Source organism: Paenibacillus sp. SAFN-054, from assembly GCF_051966755.1.
Lineage (GTDB): Bacteria > Bacillota > Bacilli > Paenibacillales > Paenibacillaceae > Paenibacillus_AQ.
In genome coordinates this window covers 20,165-38,735 of sequence record NZ_JBQCKS010000009.1, presented here as the reverse complement: position 1 = coordinate 38,735, position 18,571 = coordinate 20,165, and the positions used below count along the sequence as shown (strand labels likewise).

The window sequence follows — 18,571 nt, the reverse complement described above, 5'->3', positions numbered from 1 at the left end:
CCAAATAACCTCTTGCAATCTTTCGCAATATGACATATAATCATTTTTGCTGCACAATATCAATAAATAGAAGTAAGGTTGCATCGTGCGCCCGTGGTCCAATGGATATGACGTAGGCCTCCGGAGCCTGAGATCGAGGTTCGATTCCTCGCGGGCGCGCCATTATAATTACCAAACTTCTACCATATGTTTAACCAGCAGGACAAAAGCCAATCATCGGCTATTTTTTTTACCCTGAGTTTGACTTTCTTTGACTTTTTGTTTGAAATTGTTTATCATGTGGTTAATACGGTAACAGTATGAATAGAATGATTACATTTTGATCCATGAATAGGGAGGTTTTCCACGTGAGTTATGTACCTATGGTCGTTGAACAAAGCAACCGCGGCGAGCGCGCGTACGACATTTATTCCAGACTCTTGAAGGACCGCATTATTTTCCTGGGTTCCGATGTCAACGACGTGGTTGCCAATTCGATTATTGCCCAGCTGCTGTTCCTGGCTGCCGAAGACCCTGAAAAGGATATTCATCTCTACATCAACAGCCCGGGCGGCTCCATTACAGCCGGTATGGCCATTTACGATACGATGCAGTATATCAAACCGGACGTTTCTACGATCTGCGTAGGTCTCGCCGCTTCCATGGGCGCATTCCTGCTGAATGCAGGCGCCAAAGGCAAACGCTACGGCCTGCCAAACAGTGAGATCATGATTCACCAGCCGCTCGGCGGTGCTCAAGGCCAGGCAACGGACATCGAAATCCGCGCCCGCCGCATCCTGAAAATGCGCGATACGTTGAACCGCATTCTCGCAGAGCGCACAGGCCAGCCGCTGGAACGCATCGAGAAGGATACGGACCGCGACTACTTCATGAGCGCGAAAGATGCTGCGGAGTACGGCTTGATCGATAAAGTGCTGGAGCATCCTCCGGTACAAGGCGTATAAGCCCCTTTCATATTTATACAAGAGATCCGCTTCCTTGTTTTCAGGGAAGCGGATCTTTTAATATCTCCTCCGAACACCGCTGTCGTGTACTGCTGTTATACACGCCAAAAGGGCATCCCAGGCTTTAGAGCCCGGAATGCCTTTTCTTTTTTATCAGCGAATTTTGATTTAGAAATGATTACTTGTAATCCGCGAAGGGGACGGTGCCCGCAGGCAGCAATTCGCCGAAACTAAACATATAAGTAGGGAATCCGGCTGCGTACGGCGCGATTTCATATTGTTGATAGTAGATGGCAATGCCGCCTTCTTTGACGTAGAAATCCGGTTTATCCTTTAATTTGACGACCATATCCAAAAAGGCATCTTTCTTCGCCCGCTGCTTTAGCATTTTGTCGAGCTTCTGCTTGTAATCCGGTGCACCCTTCAGTACATCGCCAAGGCCTAACTGCTTGCCGTCCTTCAAGGAGAAGGTCAGGCCCTCACGATAAGTGCCGCCATGCGCCCCGCCCGTGTAACCATACTTGTCGGTCACTACGCTGAGAATGCCGTCGCGGTTATAGGTCACGACGAAGCTTTGGACAAAGTCATACATGTTCTCGACCTTGCCGTCCCGATGGGATGCCTGCTTTTCACTGTCGGCAGCGAAGGCTTCAGCATCATCCTTAAATACTTTATTGATCTTGGACTGCACGTCGTCCGGAAGTCCGCTCACCTGCGGATAGTGTGCCACAATGCTTGCATTCTTGTTCGACTTGGTCAGCGTTTCGCTGGAAATATTGATGCTGTTCATCGTTTGCTTGCTGATATCCAGCGATTTCAGGGATGGGTTCCATGCACCTTTAAAGCCCATGAAATCGTTCAGAACCTTGAACGGCACGTACAGATGTCCATTGATATTCTTGGATTCATAGATATCAACATCGCCGGTATAATTGTAAATATAATAACCGTTAAGATTGCTCATCACGCCATACTCGGATACTTCGAGGTTCAGCTTGGTGATTCCGCTGCCAACGCTGTAGGTTTTGGTTCCCGGATTGTAGCTCAGTGGCAGACCCAGCGAATCGCGCAGGACCGTCACTGGAATCATCGTGATGCCGTTAACGATTTTACCCTGCTGTTTCAGCGTCGTTCCGTTATATTTAAGGACAACGGACGGCTCCACCGTCTGCTTTACCGCCGGCTTGGCGGCTGCAGCATGCACCATCGCTCCCCCCGTTACATTCGCTCCGCCAAACAATACTCCTGCGGCCAGGACAGCCGCGCTGAATTTCATCGTCTTATTCATTGGTTATGTCTCCTCTCCAAACATTGCTACATATGCTAGTCACATGAATGATTACTGAATTTATCCACTTCCCCATTATACGAAGAGCCGAACCGGATTGGATGACAAAGGCGGTTACAGTATTGTCGCATACAGGCGAAAAAAGTATAATTCTGTTCATCATTTTTCCAGACCTACGCATCGCTGCAACCTATTTGAAGGCTGCAAAAGGATCCGCTCCTGCCGGAAGCAGTTCGTTGAACGGAACCTTGTAGGTGCGAATCCCCTTGGCAAACGAATCGGGACCCGTCTCGCCAAAATAAAACTGCAGGCCAGCGCCGGAAACATAGTAATGAAGCGAACTCTCCATTTGATCCAGACTGATCTGGCTGCCGTCCTGCTGAATGCGCTGCGCCAGAATCGGATACAGCTTCTCCTGGCTGCCGCTGTCCTGCGGGAGCAGCTCGTTCAGATCGATCCTATGACCGTCCTTCAAGGAGAAGGTCATCGCTTCACGCTGTACCGGATCCTCGCCGCCGGTATATGTGGTCTGGTCAATCAATACGCTTAGCACGCCGTCCTGATTGTAGGTCACCACGTAATTTGCATTGTAGCTGTATGGAAAAGGAACAAGCTCCGAATTGCGGTGGGTGGATCTCTCCATTCCCTCCTTGGCAAAAGCATCTGCTTTTGCTTTCAGTGCTTCGTTCATTTTTTGCTGCACCTTCACGTCCGCGAGCCCGGTGATCTGCGGATAGCGAATCTGCATCTCCAAATCCTCGGTTTTTTGCGTCAGCGTCCCGGTCGTAATCTGAATGGGATTGGCCTCCCTCTTCTCCAGCACCAGCGTTTGAGCGGCCGTGTCATAAGCACCCTGAAAGCCCAGGATGTCGTTTAGCAGCCGGAAAGGCACATAGAGCCTGCCCTGAAGATTGACGGCGCTGTATTCGGAATGGATGCCTCCCATATAAAATTGGTTCACACTCGTGACAACGCCATATTCCGATGTGGTCAAATTCAGCTGGCTTGCTCCCGCGCCCACGTTATACGTAAACGTACTATAGTCGTAGGTGATCGGCAGGTCCATTACGTCCCGAAGCACCGTAACGGGAACCATCGTGGTCTCACCGATCAGAAGTCCTTTCTGCTGAAGCCGTTCTCCGTTAAACACCAAACCGACCTCCGCCGTCTTCGCGGCCTCGGGTGCGATCACTTTTACTTCTTCATCAGCAGGGACCTTTGCTGCCGTAACCGAAGCAGTCCCACCCATCAGCAGACTTGCGGACATCAAAACCGAGCTCCATTTCATCCATCTATTCATCTATCCGGTTCTCTCCCATTTCACAAATTGTATACGCTAAGGATTATTACCCGCTTTTGCAGGTATGTATATCCTAAACGATACAAATGAGGGACAAGTAACAAGAAGATGACAGACGTGAAGCAGATCGCTGACCACCTTTTTAGACTTTATCTGCCCTTGGGCGTCTGTTGTAGCCCTTCTCGTCGTAAGGCTGAAGCTTCGCAAGCCATGCCTTTTCCATGCCTGCTACCTTGTCTTTATAAATCTTCTGCTGCTTCAGGTCATTCGCTGCCTGAGGATCCGGCTCAAGCTCCTCCAAAATTTCGAAGGCAAAGGCATCCTCGCCAAGCTCTTTCCAATCTTTTTGCAGGGCCGGACTGACATGGTAGTCTGAATACAGCTTCGCCTTCTGGCTGTTGAAAGCCCCGGGCAAATTAGTGCTGCTCGTGACATAAATCTTGCCGCTCTCCTTGTTGCGAATCTGGAACACGCCCATTGGGCGCGGGGTATTCATATACTCATCCACCAATTCTTTTCTTCTCTGGTTCTTCATGTCTTTGTTCTCCTTTCCTGATCCATCAGGCTGTTTGACCCAATATTCGCTGCCATCCGGCAAACGGTCCAAAAAACCGTATTCGATCAAAAACCTCCTGATGGTAACGTAATCTTCATAACGCGCCTCGAGAACTTGATTCACTTCCTTCTCCGAATACACGCGCCCTTCCTCAAAGTCTCCGGCCAGGTGGCGCAGTACGGCTACTCTGCGCTTTTCCTGCTTGGGGAAAGACTTGAGTGGACCGTAAAGGCCATCTGCGAAATACTTGCCCAGAATCTGCGTATTCTCTTCTTTCGATATGGACAACCGCTGCCCCAGCTTGCCCGGCAGCTTCGAAGGAGACGGCTTGGACGCGGACGGCTGCCGGTTTGAATTCCTCCCGCCATCCTCCATCAGCTCCATCACAGCCAGAAACAGCTTCGCCTGCTTCATCTTCTCGCGCAGCATGAAACGGTGATTGCGGATGGTGGACGTGCTGCCTCCGTCGATTTCCGCTACGATGTCCTGATCGCTGAGTCCCTGATAGAACAATCCGATCAGCGTACGCTGCAGGTCCGTGAGTCCGGTCAGCTTCTTATCAAGACTTAGCAAATATTCCAGCATAGAGCCATGCTCCTGCACGATATGGCGGCGCATGGATTTCTCCGCTTCATAGAACACCTCGCCCTCCGGGTAGACAACTCCTTTCTCCGTTTGGTGCCCGCAAATCAGGCATGTATATCGATCAAGGCCTGCCTCCTCGGCATAGCCGCGCTTCAGATCGTGAAGGCTGGCTTGCAGCAGCTGTTCAGACACGATATCCATCAGCAAACAACCCCTTATATTATTTAGTATATATTAGACATTTTATATTATTGTCTATTATTTATCAAGAAGACACTTATCTAGGCACGCAAAAATCCCCTTTCTGCATAGAAAGGGGATTAGCTATTCACTCCTATTCAAACTGTGAGCTTAATTGGATTTATTCACGCCCGCTCTTCAGCTCTGTCCAATAGCGGTCATATGCCTGAAGCGTCGAACCCACATCGCCGAGCCACTCGGTACGCTTCATTTGGTCCTCGGACAGGTTAATCATATGGTTGTTGCGGTATTCTTCACTGTGATACTGCATCGCCTTGGCGTTCGGATCGCTGTATCCAACCGTCTCATAGTTCTTCGCGCTGACCTCGGGGTCCAGCATGTAGTTGATGAACTTTTCCGCCAGCTCCTTGTTTTTGGCGCCTTTCGGAATCGCGTAGTTGTCGGAGAAGATCGTTGATCCTTCCTTTGGAACCACGTATTCGATATCCGGGTTATCCTTCACGATGAAAGCGGCGTCTCCGGACCATACCGTACCGATCCAGCCTTCTTCCTGAATCATCTTCTGCTTGATCGTATCCGTATCGAACGCAAGCACGCTCGGCAGCAGCTTCTTTAGATCATCCACGGCGGATTTGATTTCGCCTTCATTCGTGGAGCTGTTGGAATGGCCCTGCTTTTTCAGCGCCATACCGATGACTTCGCGGTTGTCGTCCAGCAGCAGCACCTTGCCCTTATAGGCCGGATTCCACAGGTCTTCCCAGCTGTCGATCTTATCCTTCACGTATTTCTTGTTGTAGGCAATGCCGGTTACGCCGGACATATACACGATCGAATACTTATTGCCCGGATCATAAACCGGATCCTTCAGCGATTCCTGGACATTGGCGAAGTTCGGAATGTTCTTCATCTCCAGCGGCTCCAGCAGCTGGCTCTTGATCATGGTAGACACCATGTAATCGGATGGCTGGATCAGATCGTAGCCGCCTCCGCCTGCCTTGATCTTGGCGAGCAGGTCCTCATTGTTTGCATAGTTATCGTAGGTGACGTTGACGTTGAATTTGCTTTCGAAATCTTTCAGTACGTCCTCATCGAAATTATCCGCCCAACTGTAAATATGAAGCGTCTCCTTGGAGGAAGAACAGCCCCCCAAAGCTGTCAATGACAATGCAGCAAAAGCCCCTGCCAGCACCAAGCCGGCGATACCCTTTCTTTTCACAGTTACATATCTCCTCTCTTTCCGTTACTCCGTTTTTTTGAATCGTACGATATTTCATCAAGCGAACAGTCTCCTGTCCGTTTATGCTTCAAACGGCTTTAAATCGGCAGCGTCTTGTGCTTCTTCTGGCCCTTGCCGCGGTTCAGGAAGAATTGCGCCAGCAGAATAAGCCCGACGCTCACCAGGATCAGCAGTGTACAAAGGGCGTTGATCTCAGGGGAGATCCCCCGCTTCACCTGGCCATAAATGTAGATCGGCAGCGTGGTTGAGCTTGGACCCGCCACGAAGAAGCTGACCATGAAATCGTCCAGGGACATCGTGAACGCAATCAGGGCGCCCGAAATAATGCCCGGCGAAATTTGCGGAAGGGTCACATACCGGAAGGTTTTCCAGCCCGTGGCTCCGAGATCGGATGCCGCCTCCTCGAGCTGCCGGCCCATGCCGGCCAACCTCGCGGTGACGACTACGTACACATAAGACATGCTGAACGTAATATGAGCGATGATAACTGTCGCTTTGCCCAGCGGAATATGCATCTGGTTAAACAACACGAGCAGCGACAGCCCCATGATGATATCGGGAATGACGACAGGCAGGTACATCAGTCCGTTCATGCTGCCCTTCCAGCGACGGCTCAGCTTCCGCAGCGACAATGCCGCCAGCGTACCGAGCAGCGTTGCCACGATCGTCGAGATGACGGCAACGGTCAAGCTGTTCGTCAGTGCCTCCATCACATGCCGGTCTTCGAACAGCGAGGTGTACCAGTCGAACGTAAAACCTTTCCAATCCCCGCTCAGTCTCGTGTTATTAAAGGAGTAGATGATGATGAGCAGGATCGGCACGTAAATAAAGATCATCATCAATACCGAGTGAATGCCCAAGAGAGGATGACTTTTCTTCTTCATGCGCTCCCCTCCTTTACGCGGTCAGCCTTGGACTGCATCGCCCGGTTGAACAGCAGAATCAAAATCAGCGACGTGATAACGAAGATGACGGACAACGCCGAGCCAAACGGCCAATTGCGCGCCCCCAGATACTGCGATTGGATGATGTTGCTGATCATCATCGATTTCGCTCCGCCGAGGATATCCGTCACGACGAACATGCCCGTCGTGGACACGTACACCAGCACGCAGCCGGTCATGATGCCGGATTTGCTCTGAGGCAGCGTAATGTGGCGGAACGCCTTCCAGCGCGAAGCGCCCAGGTCGCTGGCCGCATCAAGCAGCCTCTTGTCCATTTGCTCCAGGGCTACGTATATCGGCAGCACCATGAACGGGATGAAGTTATACACCATGCCGAGCAGCACCGCGCCCTTGGTATACAGCATCTGGACCGGATCCTGGATCCAGCCGAAATGCAGCAGCAGGGAATTCACGATCCCCTGCGTCCGCAGCAGCAGCACCCAGGCATACGTACGGATCAGGAAGTTAATCCAGAACGGGATCGTAATCAATATGAGGCCCCACGTTTGAATCTTCGGAGCGGCATTGGCGATATAATAGGCCAGCGGATAGCTGACAAGCAGGCATATCAAGGTCGTCAGCACCGATAGGACCAACGTGTCCCAATAGATGCCTAGGTACAGCGAGTCAAAAAAAGTTTTATATCCGGTCAGGCTGAAGCCAAAGACAACATTACCCAGCGTGTCGCGATTCATGAAAGATATGACCACGACGATGACCATCGGAATGAGAAGGAAAAGCGCCATCCACAGCAGCACGGGTATCATCAGGAATTTTGATTTTCTCATGCCCCGATGACCACCTCGTCCTTCGGACTCCAGTTCACCCCGATCTTCTCGCCGATTTGCCACGGTCTTTCATCCGTGAAGTCGAGCGCAATCGTCACGGTCATCGGCATATTGTCGAGCTGAACGGTCAGCTTATGCACGTTGCCCAGGTACAGGACGTCCTGAATGACCCCCGTCACGCGGGCCTGCTCCGATTCACGCACGGGACGAAGCTTCTCCGGACGCACGGCAAAAAGCCCTTCCGATGAAGAGAAAATGTTATTCTCACCCACAAAGGTAGCGGCAAACAGGGTTTTCGGCGTGGCATAAATCTCTCTTGGCGTACCTACCTGCTCAACCTTCCCGTTATTCATAATGACGATGCGGTCCGACAGCATCATCGCTTCTTCTTGATCATGCGTCACATAGACGAAGGTAATGCCCAGTGAGCGCTGCAGATGCTTCAGCTCGGACTGCAGGTTCTTACGGAGCTGCAGATCCAGCGCGCCCAGCGGCTCGTCCAGCAAAAGCACCTTCGGTTTGTTGGCGATGGCCCGCGCAATGGCTACGCGCTGCTGCTGTCCGCCGGACAGCTGATGCGGATAACGCTTCGTCAGCGCCGTCAGCTGCGTCATCGCTACCGCCTCTTCGATGCGTTTCTTCTGTTCGGCTTTCGGCATCTTCTTCATTTTCAGCCCGAAAGCAATATTATCTTCAACGGTCATATGCGGAAACAAGGCATAATGCTGAAACACCAGATTCAAGTCCCGCTGGTTCGGCGGAAGATTCGTTACCTTCTGACCTGCCAATACCACGTCTCCGTGCGTTGGCGTCTCAAAGCCGGCAATCATGCGTAGTATGGTCGTCTTACCACAGCCGCTTGGACCGAGCAGAGTCAGGAATTCTCCCTCTTCAATGTTCAGTGACAGCGGATGCACGACCACTTGTCCTTCAAACTGTTTCTCGATCTGGACAAGGTCAATCATATGCATCAACCCCCTAACAATACTTCTGAATTCATAAAGCCGTTAAACTGCTATTTCAGCGAAAACCCCATTACAAAAGAAAAACGTCTATCGGCGTACTTCTTAATCGACAGACCGCTGCTGATGAAGGAGTTTCCCTCGACATTGTGAAAAAGCCCATTAAGAAAAAAAGCCATATCCATTGGTATGGCTTACCAGGCTCGAAATGATTCAATTATGCGAAGTCTCACCGTAATGACCCACGAATAAACGTTGTAAGTACAAAAATTCGCATATTCACTATAACGTTTTTTCCCCCTGGGTACAACACTTTTCTGTTGGATTCGACAGGAAAAAGCTACATAGCCTTTTTTAACGACAAAGCCGCCCGCTTCCTGAAGAGCAAACGATGCTCTCCCGGAACGGACGGCTAAGGGGCTGTTCAATAACTATTTCAGCTCATATTGGACGCTCAGCTGCGTCGAAACCTTCACTTCGCCTGGCGCTACCGCTGTGGAGTTTGCGGAATCGGCCATCGATGCGGCTTCCATTTTCGCCTGGGTGAAAATAACCGGATTGTTCACATCCCCTTGGCTTACGACCAGCACCATGCCCAGCTGGCGTTTGGCGGCCTTGGCAATCGCTCCTGCCTTCAGGTCCGCATTAGCCATCGCTTTCGTGATGACCTGCTCTTCATACTGCTCGCGGTTCTCCACCGAGAAGCTCACATTATCGATGTTGTTGGCCCCTGCATTCGACGCGTCGTCCAGCAGATTGCCGATCTTGGAGAGATCGCGGTAGGTAACCTGAAGCGTATGATGGGCTGTGTAGCCTTTGACCTTCTGGCCTTCCTTATCATTGTAAGTGTAGTTCGGCTGCACGTAGAAGGATACGCTTTGAATGTCCTTGTCGGCGATTTTCCACGTATTTTTCAGGAGATTGGTAATCTTCTGGATTTTCTCGGCATTCGCCTTTTGCGCGCTTGCTGCGGTTGCCGCCTGGGTGTCTACCCCGATTGACAGATACGCGATGTCCGGCTTCACGGAAATTTCGCCTTTGCCTACTACATTCACCACATTGCGCTGCACGTCCTGGTCCGCATAAGCCGTAGATGTGACTCCGATACCGCTTACACCCGCACCGCCAACCAATAGCGCGCCAGCGATCAGCACCGATCCGACAGGTTTGATCCATCTGTTCATCTTCATTGACCTCCTCTGATTATCCAGCAGTTTGCCCAAAGACGCGGCAGCTCAAAAGCAAGAGCTCCTACTTTTTCGCTTCTGCCTGATTTGTCTACTAGACGCAGGGAATTGGTAAATGTTGCAGGTAACGAAACTTTTTCTAAATAAATGGTTACGAACCGGTTTGAGAAGGTTATTTAAGGAATATATGGATCCATTCCGGGGCGATACCAATGAAAAAACAGCCTTCTCTTCTGCTTGAAGAAAGGGCTGCTGTTGAATATTTTCCGGAAGGTTACGATCTTCCGGCAGAGTATGAATCAACCATATTATTGGTTCTCGAGTTCTTCCTTACCCACCAAACTGACTAAAGCGGTTACAGCCTGATCTGCGTCCGCTCCTTCGGCACTGATGATGACTTCCGTCCCCGAACTGATTGCAAGGCTCATAATTCCCATGATACTCTTGGCATTCACTTTTTTATCATCTTTTTCCACGAAAATTTCAGACGAGTACTTATTCGCTTCTTGGACGAACAACGCTGCCGGTCTGGCATGAAGACCCGTTTTCAAGCGGACAACTACCGGATGCTTTGTCATGGAAACCTTACCCCCTAATTAAGAAATCTGCATAGCTCTCATACCATATTTGGTAACATTATAACATTATAACATGAACGACACTAGAAGAAAAAACTAGCCGTTCCGAATCTTCTCAGCCAGCTCGTCAATCTTGCGGAGACGGTGGTTCACACCGGATTTGCTGACGGTTCCCTTAAGGAGCTCGCCGACCTCTTTCAGGTTCATGTCCGGGTGCGCCAAACGGATCTCGGCAACCTCGCGCAGCTTGTCGGGAAGGTTCTCAAGCCCCATTTCCTTCTGCAGCAGCTTGATATTGTCGATCTGCCGTACGGCAGCTCCGATCGTCTTGTTCAGATTGGCTGTTTCGCAGTTCACGATCCGGTTCACGGAATTCCGCATGTCGCGCATGATACGTACATCCTCAAATTTGAAGAGCGCTTGATGCGCTCCGATCAGGCTCAGGAACTCGATGATTTTCTCGCCTTCCTTGATGTAGAGAATGAATCCCTTCTTCCGCTCGATCAAACGGGCATTGAGCTGAAATTCATTCGCCAGATCGACCAGCGCCTGACAGTGTTCCTCATACATAGAGGAAATCTCCATATGGTACGAAGAGCCTTCCGGATTGTTCACCGAACCCCCGGCCATAAACGCCCCGCGCAGGTAAGCGCGCTTGCAGCAGTTTTTCTTGACCAGGTCTGGATCGATGTCTGGCCGGAATAAAAAGCCCTCCGAGACAATCTTCAGTTCTTTCAGTATTTCCTGAACGCGCGCCGGAATACGGACGATATAGACATTATTTTTTTTCAGGCGCATTTTTTTGCGGACGAGCAGCTCGGTATGAGCCTGAAAATGCTTCTTAATCAGCGTGTAAATGCGTCTGGCAATCGCCGCATTCTCGGTGGATATATCCAAAATGACCTTCTTGTTCGAAAGCTGGACCGCCCCGTTCATGCGGATGAGTGCCGACAATTCGGCCTTTTCGCAGCAATGGTCTGCTTCGATCATGGTCAGTTCTTTCTTGGTCAGCGCCGCAAACGACACGGGAATCTCACCTCTTTCGTGTAATCCAGTCTTGAACCAGCTGGTAAATATGGTGGCTCAGCTTGTCGGCATCATGCCGCAGATACGTCCGGAACAGCACCAGCGTGTCGGCGATGACCTTGTATCCGAGGTTGGTTACCTCTTCGTAGTCCAGCTCAACCGGCTTGGCGCCCTTTTCGGCGTACTTGTCTTGTACCTGCGGCGGGATGTCCCCGCTGTTCACGATGACATAGTCGAACAAGTGCTTGCCGATATGATCATAAATAGCCTGGAGATGGTCGCTGACGGTATAACCGTCCGTTTCTCCCGGCTGGGTCATGACGTTGCAGACGAATATTTTGATCGCTTCCGAAGCCATGACGGCCTCAGCAAGCTTGGGAACGAGCAAATTCGGCAGAATGCTGGTATACAAGCTTCCGGGACCGATCAGAATCGCATCCGCCTCTTCAATGGCGGCAACAGCCTCAGGCAGCGGCTCCACTTCGGATGGCTCCAGGAACACGCGTTTGATCCGCAGCCCCGCCTCGGGGATTTTGGATTCGCCGGTCACTCTGGACCCGTCCTCCATCTCTGCAGACAGCACGACCGCTTCGTTTGCGGCAGGAAGCACGCGGCCGCGGACCGCGAATACGCGGCTTAATTCCCGCACTGCCGTAACAAAGTCGCCGCTGATGTCGGTCATCGCGGCCAAAATCAGGTTGCCGAGACTGTGTCCGGCCAGACCCGAGCCGCTGCTGAAACGATATCGCATCATTTCCGACATCAAAGGCTCCACGTCGGCGAGTGCCGTCAGGACATTGCGGATGTCGCCCGGAGGCGGCATCTGCAGCTCGCTCCGCAGAATGCCCGAGCTGCCGCCGTCATCGGCCACGGTGACGATGGCCGTGATGTCCAGCGGCATCTCCTTCAGGCCCCGAAGCATGACCGATAAGCCTGTGCCCCCGCCCATGACCACGATCCGCGGCCGCTCTCTTTGTTGTTCAGCCACTCTCATCACTTCCACTCTCATTAATGCCGATCACGTTCGGAATCCCGGTGGCTGACCGAAACCGATTCTGTTTCGCTGGCTCCCAGCATTTTGCCTAAGTATTCGGCGATCGCTACCGAGCGGTGCTTCCCGCCCGTGCATCCGATGCCGATGATGACCTGACTCTTGCCTTCCTTCCGGTACTGCGGAATAAGAAAATGCAGCATATCCAGCAGCTTGGTCAGGAAAGCCTGGGTTTCCGGCCACTTCATTACATAATCGTATACATCGCTGTCCTGTCCGGTCCTCGGCCGCAGGTTCTCCACGTAATGGGGATTGGGCAAAAAACGGACATCGAATACCAGGTCGGCGTCAATCGGAATGCCATATTTGAAGCCGAACGACGTAATATTGATGGAAAGCGTGTTGCCCTCCAGATGGGAGAACCGCGAAATGATTTTATCCTTCAGCTGTCCCGGCTTCATGGTGCTGGTATCCAGTACGACGGTGGCAGAGCTCTTCAGCTCCTCCAGCATTTTGCGCTCCAGCCGGATGCCGTCAAGCGGCATGCCTTCGGGCGCGAGCGGATGCCGGCGCCGGCTTTCCTTGTAGCGCTGCACCAGCACCGAGTCGGTCGCTTCCAGGAACAGAATTTCGCAATGGATCGTAAAATGGTCCTTGATATAATTTAAGGATTCCGATAATGCCGTAAAAAATTCACGACCGCGCAGGTCAATAACGAGCGCAACCTTCGCGATTTTGCCTTTGGATTGCTCAATGAGCTCCGCAAATTTGGGAATCAGCACCGGAGGCAGGTTATCCACACAGAAAAAACCGAGATCCTCCAGGCTACGTACCGCTAACGTCTTTCCAGCCCCCGACATGCCTGTGATAATAATCAGGGTGGCCATGGCCGACGCATTATTGTCAACGTCTTGCATCAGCTTTCCCTCCCTTGTTATGGTATTCAGAAAGCGAAAAAACGGGCCGCAAAACCTTCAAAACTTCTTCCTGCACCGCCCGCCGTGTATCTGTTCTTACAAAACTGATTTCTAGGAGCGAAGCAGCAGTCCGGCTGCGCCAACGATGCCCGCATCGTTGCCAAGCTGCGCCGGAAGGATGGAAACGCCCTTCTGCAGCGGCTCCGGTGTCAGTTTGGCGAACACTTCGCGCACTTCGTCAAACAGGATATCTCCCGCTTTCGACACGCCGCCGCCGATAATGAACACTTCCGGATTGAGCGCAGCAGCGACAGCTGCCATCGATTTGCCCAGATAGAATGCCGCACGCTTCACGATCCGTTGGGATACCTCGTCGCCAGCCTTAGCCGCATCGAATACTTCCTTCGCCGCAATATGCGCCTCGAGTGCCAGGGAAGTGCGGTCTCCGCGTTCCACGGCATCCTTCGCCATCCGGATAATGCCGGTTGCGGAGGATACAGTTTCCAAGCAGCCCATCTTACCGCATCCGCATTGAATAGCCTCCAGGTCCGGAACAACCGAAATGTGGCCGAGCTCGCCGGCCAGTCCCGAGAAACCTTGATAAATTTTGCCGTTGATAATGATACCGCCGCCGACACCCGTACCGAGCGTGTAGCATACGCAGTTGTCGACGCCGCGTCCCGCTCCGCTCCAGGCTTCCCCGAGGGCAGCAACGTTAGCGTCGTTGTCTATTTTAATAGGCTTGCCGATCTTTTCCTCCAAAATAGCGCGGATCGGCACATCGCGGAAACCTACGTTAGGTGCGAAAATGATGATTCCCTCACGGACATTGGTAAAGCCGGCAACTCCCGCTCCCACACCAGCCAGCTGATCCCAGCTGTACGGAGACTGGTCAACAATATGCCGCACGTACTTCTCGATGTTGTCGACGACGACATCCACGCCTTTTTCCGTTTCTGTGGGTCCTTCATACGTTTGAATAAGCTGTCCTGCTTGATTGCAGATGCCGACCTTGATCGAGGTTCCGCCTAAATCGACACCAACGTAGATTTGCTCAGACATGTTACAAGCCACCTTTTTTCCTTAAATAATAGTTTGCTCCTACTGTACCCACTATAATTGAAGCCTTACTATCGGTCAAGAGATGTGAGAGCCGTCACAAACCCCCTGCAATGCCCGTGCCACGGGCTGAAACAGCTTTGTGAAGATTTCGTGAAACAGTCCGCTCGCCCCATTCCCCGCCTTTCGATTCCATGACAACTGTCACATGCTTTTCATGACAGCATACACTAACCGTCCGCTTCACGCGAAGCTAGAATGGAAGTATCAGGAATAACGAACACCATAACGATTCGGATGGAGGCCCATATATGGAACATATCGCAGAGCTTCAGCATGTTACTAAAGTTTTCGCAGGCAAGACAGCCGTGGACGACGTATCCTTCGTCATTCCGCGGGGATCGGTCACCGCCGTTCTCGGCCCGAATGGAGCCGGCAAAACGACGGTACTCTCCATGATGCTCGGCCTGAAGGAACCCAGTCAGGGAAGCGTGAAACTCTTCGGCCAATCCCCCAAGCATGCCCAGGTCAAAAGACGCATCGGCGCCATGCTGCAAGATGTCAGCGTGATTGACGGACTTAAGGTGCATGAAATCATGAGTCTCATCCGGAGTTATTATCCCAGCCCGTTAAAACTGGCCGAAATGGTCCATTTGGCCGGATTCACGCCGGATGAGCTGAATAAGCGGGCCGACAAGCTGTCCGGAGGCCAAAAGCGCAGGCTCGGATTTGCGCTTGCCCTGGCGGGAGACCCGGATCTTCTATTCTTCGATGAGCCGACCGTGGGACTTGATGCCCCTGCCCGCAAGGCATTCTGGCAGCAGACCAATGCGCTTGCGAAGCGGGGAAAAACCATCCTCTTCTCCACCCACTATCTGCAGGAGGCCGAGGATACCGCAGACCGGATTCTACTCTTTAATAAAGGAAAGATTGCCGCCGACGGCAGTCCGGATGAAATCGTATCCAGGCTGACCAGCCGCTCTGTTTCTTTTATAGCCGATCTCGGACGGGATGATTCCTATTCTGCAAGCGACATGATTCACAGATTGCGGTCCGTTCCCGGCGTAAGCGACTGCAAGGAGCAACAAGGAAGATGGACCGTTACGACGGACAATACGGATGCGGTGCTGGCTGCGATTATCCGGCATAACATTCCCGTGCGGGACATCCGCACCGAACAGGGGCGGCTGGACGACGCATTTGAACTGATGGTCACGCATGATGACGACAACAAGGAGGCTGTATCGTAATGAAAATGCTGTTTATGCAGTGCAGGGTGGAAATGCTGCGGATCATCCGCAATCCGTACTATGTATTCTGGTCCCTTCTGATGCCCATCGTGTTTTATTTCATTTTTACCAAGCTCGTTAACACTGGCGTTGATAACCCGGAAGCCTGGCAGGCTCATTATCTGATGTCGATGACCACCTTCAGCGTGATGGGGTCGGCCGTTATGACCGTCGGCATTCGCATGGTGCAGGAGCAAAGCCTCGGCTGGTCTGTCTATATGCGGATCACTCCGCTGCCGGGAAGCGTCTATTTCATTTCCAAAATGTTCGGCCAAACCGTCATGCATGCTTTCTCTGTCATCGTCATTTTCGTCTCGGGCTTTCTGATTAATGGAGTGCAGATGTCTCCGGGCCAATGGATCGGCAGCGGACTCTGGATCCTCGTGGCCTCCATTCCGTTTCTTGCCCTCGGGACGCTGTTCGGTACGATGAAAAGAGTCGATACCGCAAGCGGCGTGAGCAATGTCGTATATATGCTGATGGCGGTGCTGGGCGGCATGTGGTTTCCGCTTGACAGCTTCCCGTCTGTGCTGAAGGCCATCGGCCGATGGCTCCCTTCCTATAACTACGGCAGCGGCGTATGGTCCATCGCGGCAGGGGAGTTCCCGGCGCTTCAACCGATTTTGATTCTGGCCGGATATTTATTCCTGTTTATGGTACTATCCATATATATTCGAAAAAAACAGGAAGCGGTGTAATCCTTGATTCGTTCCCGATTACGATTGTTCCCGAGCGAGCTCGGGTTCTTCCCCTACGTATGGCTTATTTATATCTCCATGCCGATCTACTATATCAGCCGGGAGCACGGGCTCAAGATGCTTGCGGGCTATGCGCTGATCGCCCTGTTCCTGCTGACCTACAGGCAGCTGTTTTTCGCCAAAAAATCCTTTACTCTCTGGCTGGGCCTGCAGATGCTTCTCGCTTTTATTCTCTGCATCACATACAGTCCCTACAACTTGTTTCTGGGCTTCTACACGGCCAGCTTCGTTGCTTATTACAAGGAAACGAGGCGCTTCTACACTGCGCTGGCCGTATTTTACGCGATGCTGATTCTGCCGCTCATCCTTAATATTCCGCGTCTCGAAAGACAGGATGTCTACATTGTTCTTCCCTTTCTTATCGTGATGATGATGTCCCCGTTCGGGATGCGCTCCATGTTCAAGCAGCAGCAGCTGGAACGCGACCTGAACCAGGCCAACGACCGGATTGCGGAGCTCGTGAAGCGTGAAGAGCGGATGCGCATTTCAAGGGACCTGCATGATACCTTGGGGCATACACTGTCGCTGATTACTCTGAAAAGCCAGCTCGTCACCCGCCTGATCGAACGCGATCCCGAAAAAGCGCTACATGAAGCGCAGGAGATTGAACAGACCTCCAGAGCTGCTCTGCGCCAGGTACGGGAGCTTGTGACCGACATGCGCATGTTAACTCTCATGGAAGAATTGAAGGCATCAGAGCGGATGCTGGATAGTGCAGGCATTCGGTATATAGCGGAAGGGGACTTCCGCGTGGAGAACATCTCGGGACTTGTGCAGAACATGCTCAGTATGTGCCTGAAGGAAGCCATCACCAACATCGTCAAACACAGCCTCGCCGATACCTGTACGATCGCGATCGAGCAGACGTCGGGCGAAATCCGGCTGACGATCAGCGACAACGGCATCGGCTGGAACGCGGGACATGAGGACCGCGGAATAGAAGGCAACGGCCTGACGGGCATGAGGGAGCGGTTGTCCCTGATTGATGGCAGCCTCGAGCTCGCCGTCTCGGAGGGCACCCGGGTCACAATCCGCATCCCGATTGTCAAAAACGAAACCGGCAAGGAGTGTGAAACCGCATGATCCGAATTGTGATCGCCGAAGACCAGCGCCTGCTGCGCGGCGCTCTTGCCTCTTTGCTTGATCTGGAGGACGACCTGCAGGTCGTGGGACAGGCGGGGGACGGCCAGGAGGCGCTGTCCATGATCTTGAAGCTTACGCCCGACATTTGCCTGCTCGACATTGAAATGCCCGTTCAGACCGGTATCGAGGTGGCGGAGCAGCTTAAAATGAAGGCATCCCCATGCCGGGTCATTATTCTAACCACCTTTGCCCGCCCGGGATACTTCGAGCGAGCCGTCAAGGCCGGCGTCAGCGGCTATCTGCTGAAGGACGAGCCGAGCGACAGGCTGGCCGAATCGATCCGGCGGGTAATGCAGGGGCACCGAGCCATTTCCCCGGAGCTGGTCTTCGACTCGGCCGTGCGGAAGAACCCGCTCACGCCGCGGGAGGGCGAGATATTACAGCTGATCGCGGCAGGTAAGACCGCAAGCGAGATCGCCCGCTCCCTGCACTTATCGCACGGCACGGTGCGCAATTATATTTCCGAAATGCTGAACAAGCTGGAGGTCAAAAACCGGATTGAGGCAATCGGTTTGGCGGAGGAGAATGGGTGGTTGTGAGCCGCTCCGGTTTGAGCCGCTACGGTTTGGCGCTATCCGCTCTGAGCCGCTCCGGTTTGGCGCTATCCGCTCTGTTGTTCGCCAGTTTTAGGATTGGAAGGGTCTAAGGTGAAAACTGGCTCTCAAAGGATCGGCTATCCCCAAACCTCCGCTCCTCCTTCTTTTAAAGGCAAATACTCTCCTCACCTCATTCTTCGGCGAGATGGAACTAAGAAGCTGCGCCGGGTCTTCGACCCGTCGGCAGCTTCTTTCATTAATTCATGGAATTTATCTGTGTTC

General features: G+C 52.4%; 18 protein-coding genes and 1 tRNA gene. 6 read left to right on the top strand and 13 right to left on the bottom strand.

Annotated features, from left to right (window positions below; translation table 11 throughout):
* Positions 1-87 precede the first annotated feature (87 nt).
* Positions 88-162 (top strand) — tRNA-Arg (locus ACTHPM_RS26165).
* A gap of 185 nt (positions 163-347) precedes the next feature.
* A complete protein-coding gene (gene clpP / locus ACTHPM_RS26160) occupies positions 348-944 on the top strand; it encodes an ATP-dependent Clp endopeptidase proteolytic subunit ClpP (protein ID WP_440398222.1) in 597 nt (198 codons plus the stop codon).
* Positions 945-1,122: 178 nt separating this feature from the next.
* Here the strand turns inward: clpP and ACTHPM_RS26155 are convergent, their stop codons facing one another.
* The 13 genes from ACTHPM_RS26155 to ACTHPM_RS26095 form a co-directional block, all read right to left on the bottom strand.
* On the bottom strand, positions 1,123-2,232 hold the full coding sequence (locus ACTHPM_RS26155; protein WP_440398221.1) for a PdaC/SigV domain-containing protein: 1,110 nt from the start codon (positions 2,230-2,232) through the stop codon (positions 1,123-1,125).
* Between the two features lie 190 nt (positions 2,233-2,422).
* On the bottom strand, positions 2,423-3,532 hold the full coding sequence (locus ACTHPM_RS26150) for a DUF4163 domain-containing protein (protein ID WP_440398220.1): 1,110 nt from the start codon (positions 3,530-3,532) through the stop codon (positions 2,423-2,425).
* A gap of 142 nt (positions 3,533-3,674) precedes the next feature.
* Positions 3,675-4,874, bottom strand: coding sequence for a DUF2087 domain-containing protein (locus tag ACTHPM_RS26145; RefSeq protein ID WP_440398219.1), 1,200 nt, complete (start codon positions 4,872-4,874; stop codon positions 3,675-3,677).
* 160 nt (positions 4,875-5,034) lie between these two features.
* Complete coding sequence (locus tag ACTHPM_RS26140; protein WP_440398218.1) at positions 5,035-6,090, bottom strand: ABC transporter substrate-binding protein; 1,056 nt, start codon at positions 6,088-6,090, stop codon at positions 5,035-5,037.
* A gap of 98 nt (positions 6,091-6,188) precedes the next feature.
* Positions 6,189-6,995, bottom strand: a complete 807-nt coding sequence (locus ACTHPM_RS26135) for an ABC transporter permease (protein ID WP_440398217.1) — start codon at positions 6,993-6,995, stop codon at positions 6,189-6,191.
* Positions 6,992-7,843 (bottom strand): ABC transporter permease, encoded by an 852-nt coding sequence (locus tag ACTHPM_RS26130; RefSeq protein WP_440398216.1) that lies wholly within the window; start codon positions 7,841-7,843, stop codon positions 6,992-6,994. Before ACTHPM_RS26130 ends, ACTHPM_RS26135 begins: the two co-directional genes overlap by 4 nt.
* Positions 7,840-8,814 carry an ABC transporter ATP-binding protein gene (locus ACTHPM_RS26125; protein ID WP_440398254.1) on the bottom strand — a complete coding sequence of 325 codons (975 nt, stop codon included), beginning with the start codon at positions 8,812-8,814 and terminating at the stop codon, positions 7,840-7,842. Before ACTHPM_RS26125 ends, ACTHPM_RS26130 begins: the two co-directional genes overlap by 4 nt.
* A 422-nt stretch (positions 8,815-9,236) precedes the next feature.
* A complete protein-coding gene (locus tag ACTHPM_RS26120) occupies positions 9,237-9,989 on the bottom strand; it encodes an SIMPL domain-containing protein (protein WP_440398215.1) in 753 nt (250 codons plus the stop codon).
* Between the two features lie 311 nt (positions 9,990-10,300).
* Positions 10,301-10,570, bottom strand: a complete 270-nt coding sequence (locus ACTHPM_RS26115; RefSeq protein WP_127604616.1) for an HPr family phosphocarrier protein — start codon at positions 10,568-10,570, stop codon at positions 10,301-10,303.
* 96 nt (positions 10,571-10,666) lie between these two features.
* Positions 10,667-11,596: a DNA-binding protein WhiA gene (gene whiA / locus ACTHPM_RS26110; protein ID WP_440398214.1), complete on the bottom strand. Its 930-nt coding sequence runs from the start codon at positions 11,594-11,596 to the stop codon at positions 10,667-10,669.
* A 7-nt stretch (positions 11,597-11,603) separates the two neighbouring features.
* A complete protein-coding gene (locus ACTHPM_RS26105; protein WP_440398213.1) occupies positions 11,604-12,590 on the bottom strand; it encodes a gluconeogenesis factor YvcK family protein in 987 nt (328 codons plus the stop codon).
* Positions 12,591-12,604: 14 nt separating this feature from the next.
* Positions 12,605-13,504: an RNase adapter RapZ gene (rapZ, locus tag ACTHPM_RS26100; protein WP_440398212.1), complete on the bottom strand. Its 900-nt coding sequence runs from the start codon at positions 13,502-13,504 to the stop codon at positions 12,605-12,607.
* A gap of 111 nt (positions 13,505-13,615) precedes the next feature.
* The gene (locus ACTHPM_RS26095) at positions 13,616-14,566 is read right to left on the bottom strand and encodes an ROK family glucokinase (protein ID WP_440398211.1); all 951 of its coding nucleotides are present in this window, start codon (positions 14,564-14,566) and stop codon (positions 13,616-13,618) included.
* 308 nt (positions 14,567-14,874) lie between these two features.
* Between ACTHPM_RS26095 and ACTHPM_RS26090 the strand changes: the two genes are divergently transcribed.
* The 4 genes from ACTHPM_RS26090 to ACTHPM_RS26075 are packed head-to-tail and all read left to right on the top strand — an operon-like array spanning position 14,875 to position 18,292.
* Positions 14,875-15,813, top strand: a complete 939-nt coding sequence (locus ACTHPM_RS26090; RefSeq protein ID WP_440398210.1) for an ABC transporter ATP-binding protein — start codon at positions 14,875-14,877, stop codon at positions 15,811-15,813.
* Positions 15,813-16,550 carry an ABC transporter permease gene (locus tag ACTHPM_RS26085; protein WP_440398209.1) on the top strand — a complete coding sequence of 246 codons (738 nt, stop codon included), beginning with the start codon at positions 15,813-15,815 and terminating at the stop codon, positions 16,548-16,550. The genes ACTHPM_RS26090 and ACTHPM_RS26085 overlap by 1 nt, the downstream gene beginning before the upstream one ends.
* A 3-nt stretch (positions 16,551-16,553) precedes the next feature.
* A complete protein-coding gene (locus ACTHPM_RS26080) occupies positions 16,554-17,693 on the top strand; it encodes a sensor histidine kinase (RefSeq protein ID WP_440398208.1) in 1,140 nt (379 codons plus the stop codon).
* On the top strand, positions 17,690-18,292 hold the full coding sequence (locus ACTHPM_RS26075) for a response regulator transcription factor (RefSeq protein ID WP_440398207.1): 603 nt from the start codon (positions 17,690-17,692) through the stop codon (positions 18,290-18,292). The genes ACTHPM_RS26080 and ACTHPM_RS26075 overlap by 4 nt, the downstream gene beginning before the upstream one ends.
* Positions 18,293-18,571: the final 279 nt, after the last annotated feature.

Coding starts and splice junctions, on each gene's coding strand:
- ACTHPM_RS26155 (WP_440398221.1), bottom strand. CDS start 2,232: ATGAATAAGACGATGAAATTCAGCGCGGCTGTCCTGGCCGCAGGAGTA.
- ACTHPM_RS26150 (WP_440398220.1), bottom strand. CDS start 3,532: ATGAATAGATGGATGAAATGGAGCTCGGTTTTGATGTCCGCAAGTCTG.
- ACTHPM_RS26145 (WP_440398219.1), bottom strand. CDS start 4,874: ATGGATATCGTGTCTGAACAGCTGCTGCAAGCCAGCCTTCACGATCTG.
- ACTHPM_RS26135 (WP_440398217.1), bottom strand. CDS start 6,995: ATGAAGAAGAAAAGTCATCCTCTCTTGGGCATTCACTCGGTATTGATG.
- ACTHPM_RS26130 (WP_440398216.1), bottom strand. CDS start 7,843: ATGAGAAAATCAAAATTCCTGATGATACCCGTGCTGCTGTGGATGGCG.
- ACTHPM_RS26125 (WP_440398254.1), bottom strand. CDS start 8,814: ATGCATATGATTGACCTTGTCCAGATCGAGAAACAGTTTGAAGGACAA.
- ACTHPM_RS26120 (WP_440398215.1), bottom strand. CDS start 9,989: ATGAACAGATGGATCAAACCTGTCGGATCGGTGCTGATCGCTGGCGCG.
- ACTHPM_RS26115 (WP_127604616.1), bottom strand. CDS start 10,570: ATGACAAAGCATCCGGTAGTTGTCCGCTTGAAAACGGGTCTTCATGCC.
- ACTHPM_RS26105 (WP_440398213.1), bottom strand. CDS start 12,590: ATGAGAGTGGCTGAACAACAAAGAGAGCGGCCGCGGATCGTGGTCATG.
- rapZ (WP_440398212.1), bottom strand. CDS start 13,504: ATGCAAGACGTTGACAATAATGCGTCGGCCATGGCCACCCTGATTATT.
- ACTHPM_RS26095 (WP_440398211.1), bottom strand. CDS start 14,566: ATGTCTGAGCAAATCTACGTTGGTGTCGATTTAGGCGGAACCTCGATC.
- ACTHPM_RS26090 (WP_440398210.1), top strand. CDS start 14,875: ATGGAACATATCGCAGAGCTTCAGCATGTTACTAAAGTTTTCGCAGGC.
- ACTHPM_RS26085 (WP_440398209.1), top strand. CDS start 15,813: ATGAAAATGCTGTTTATGCAGTGCAGGGTGGAAATGCTGCGGATCATC.
- ACTHPM_RS26075 (WP_440398207.1), top strand. CDS start 17,690: ATGATCCGAATTGTGATCGCCGAAGACCAGCGCCTGCTGCGCGGCGCT.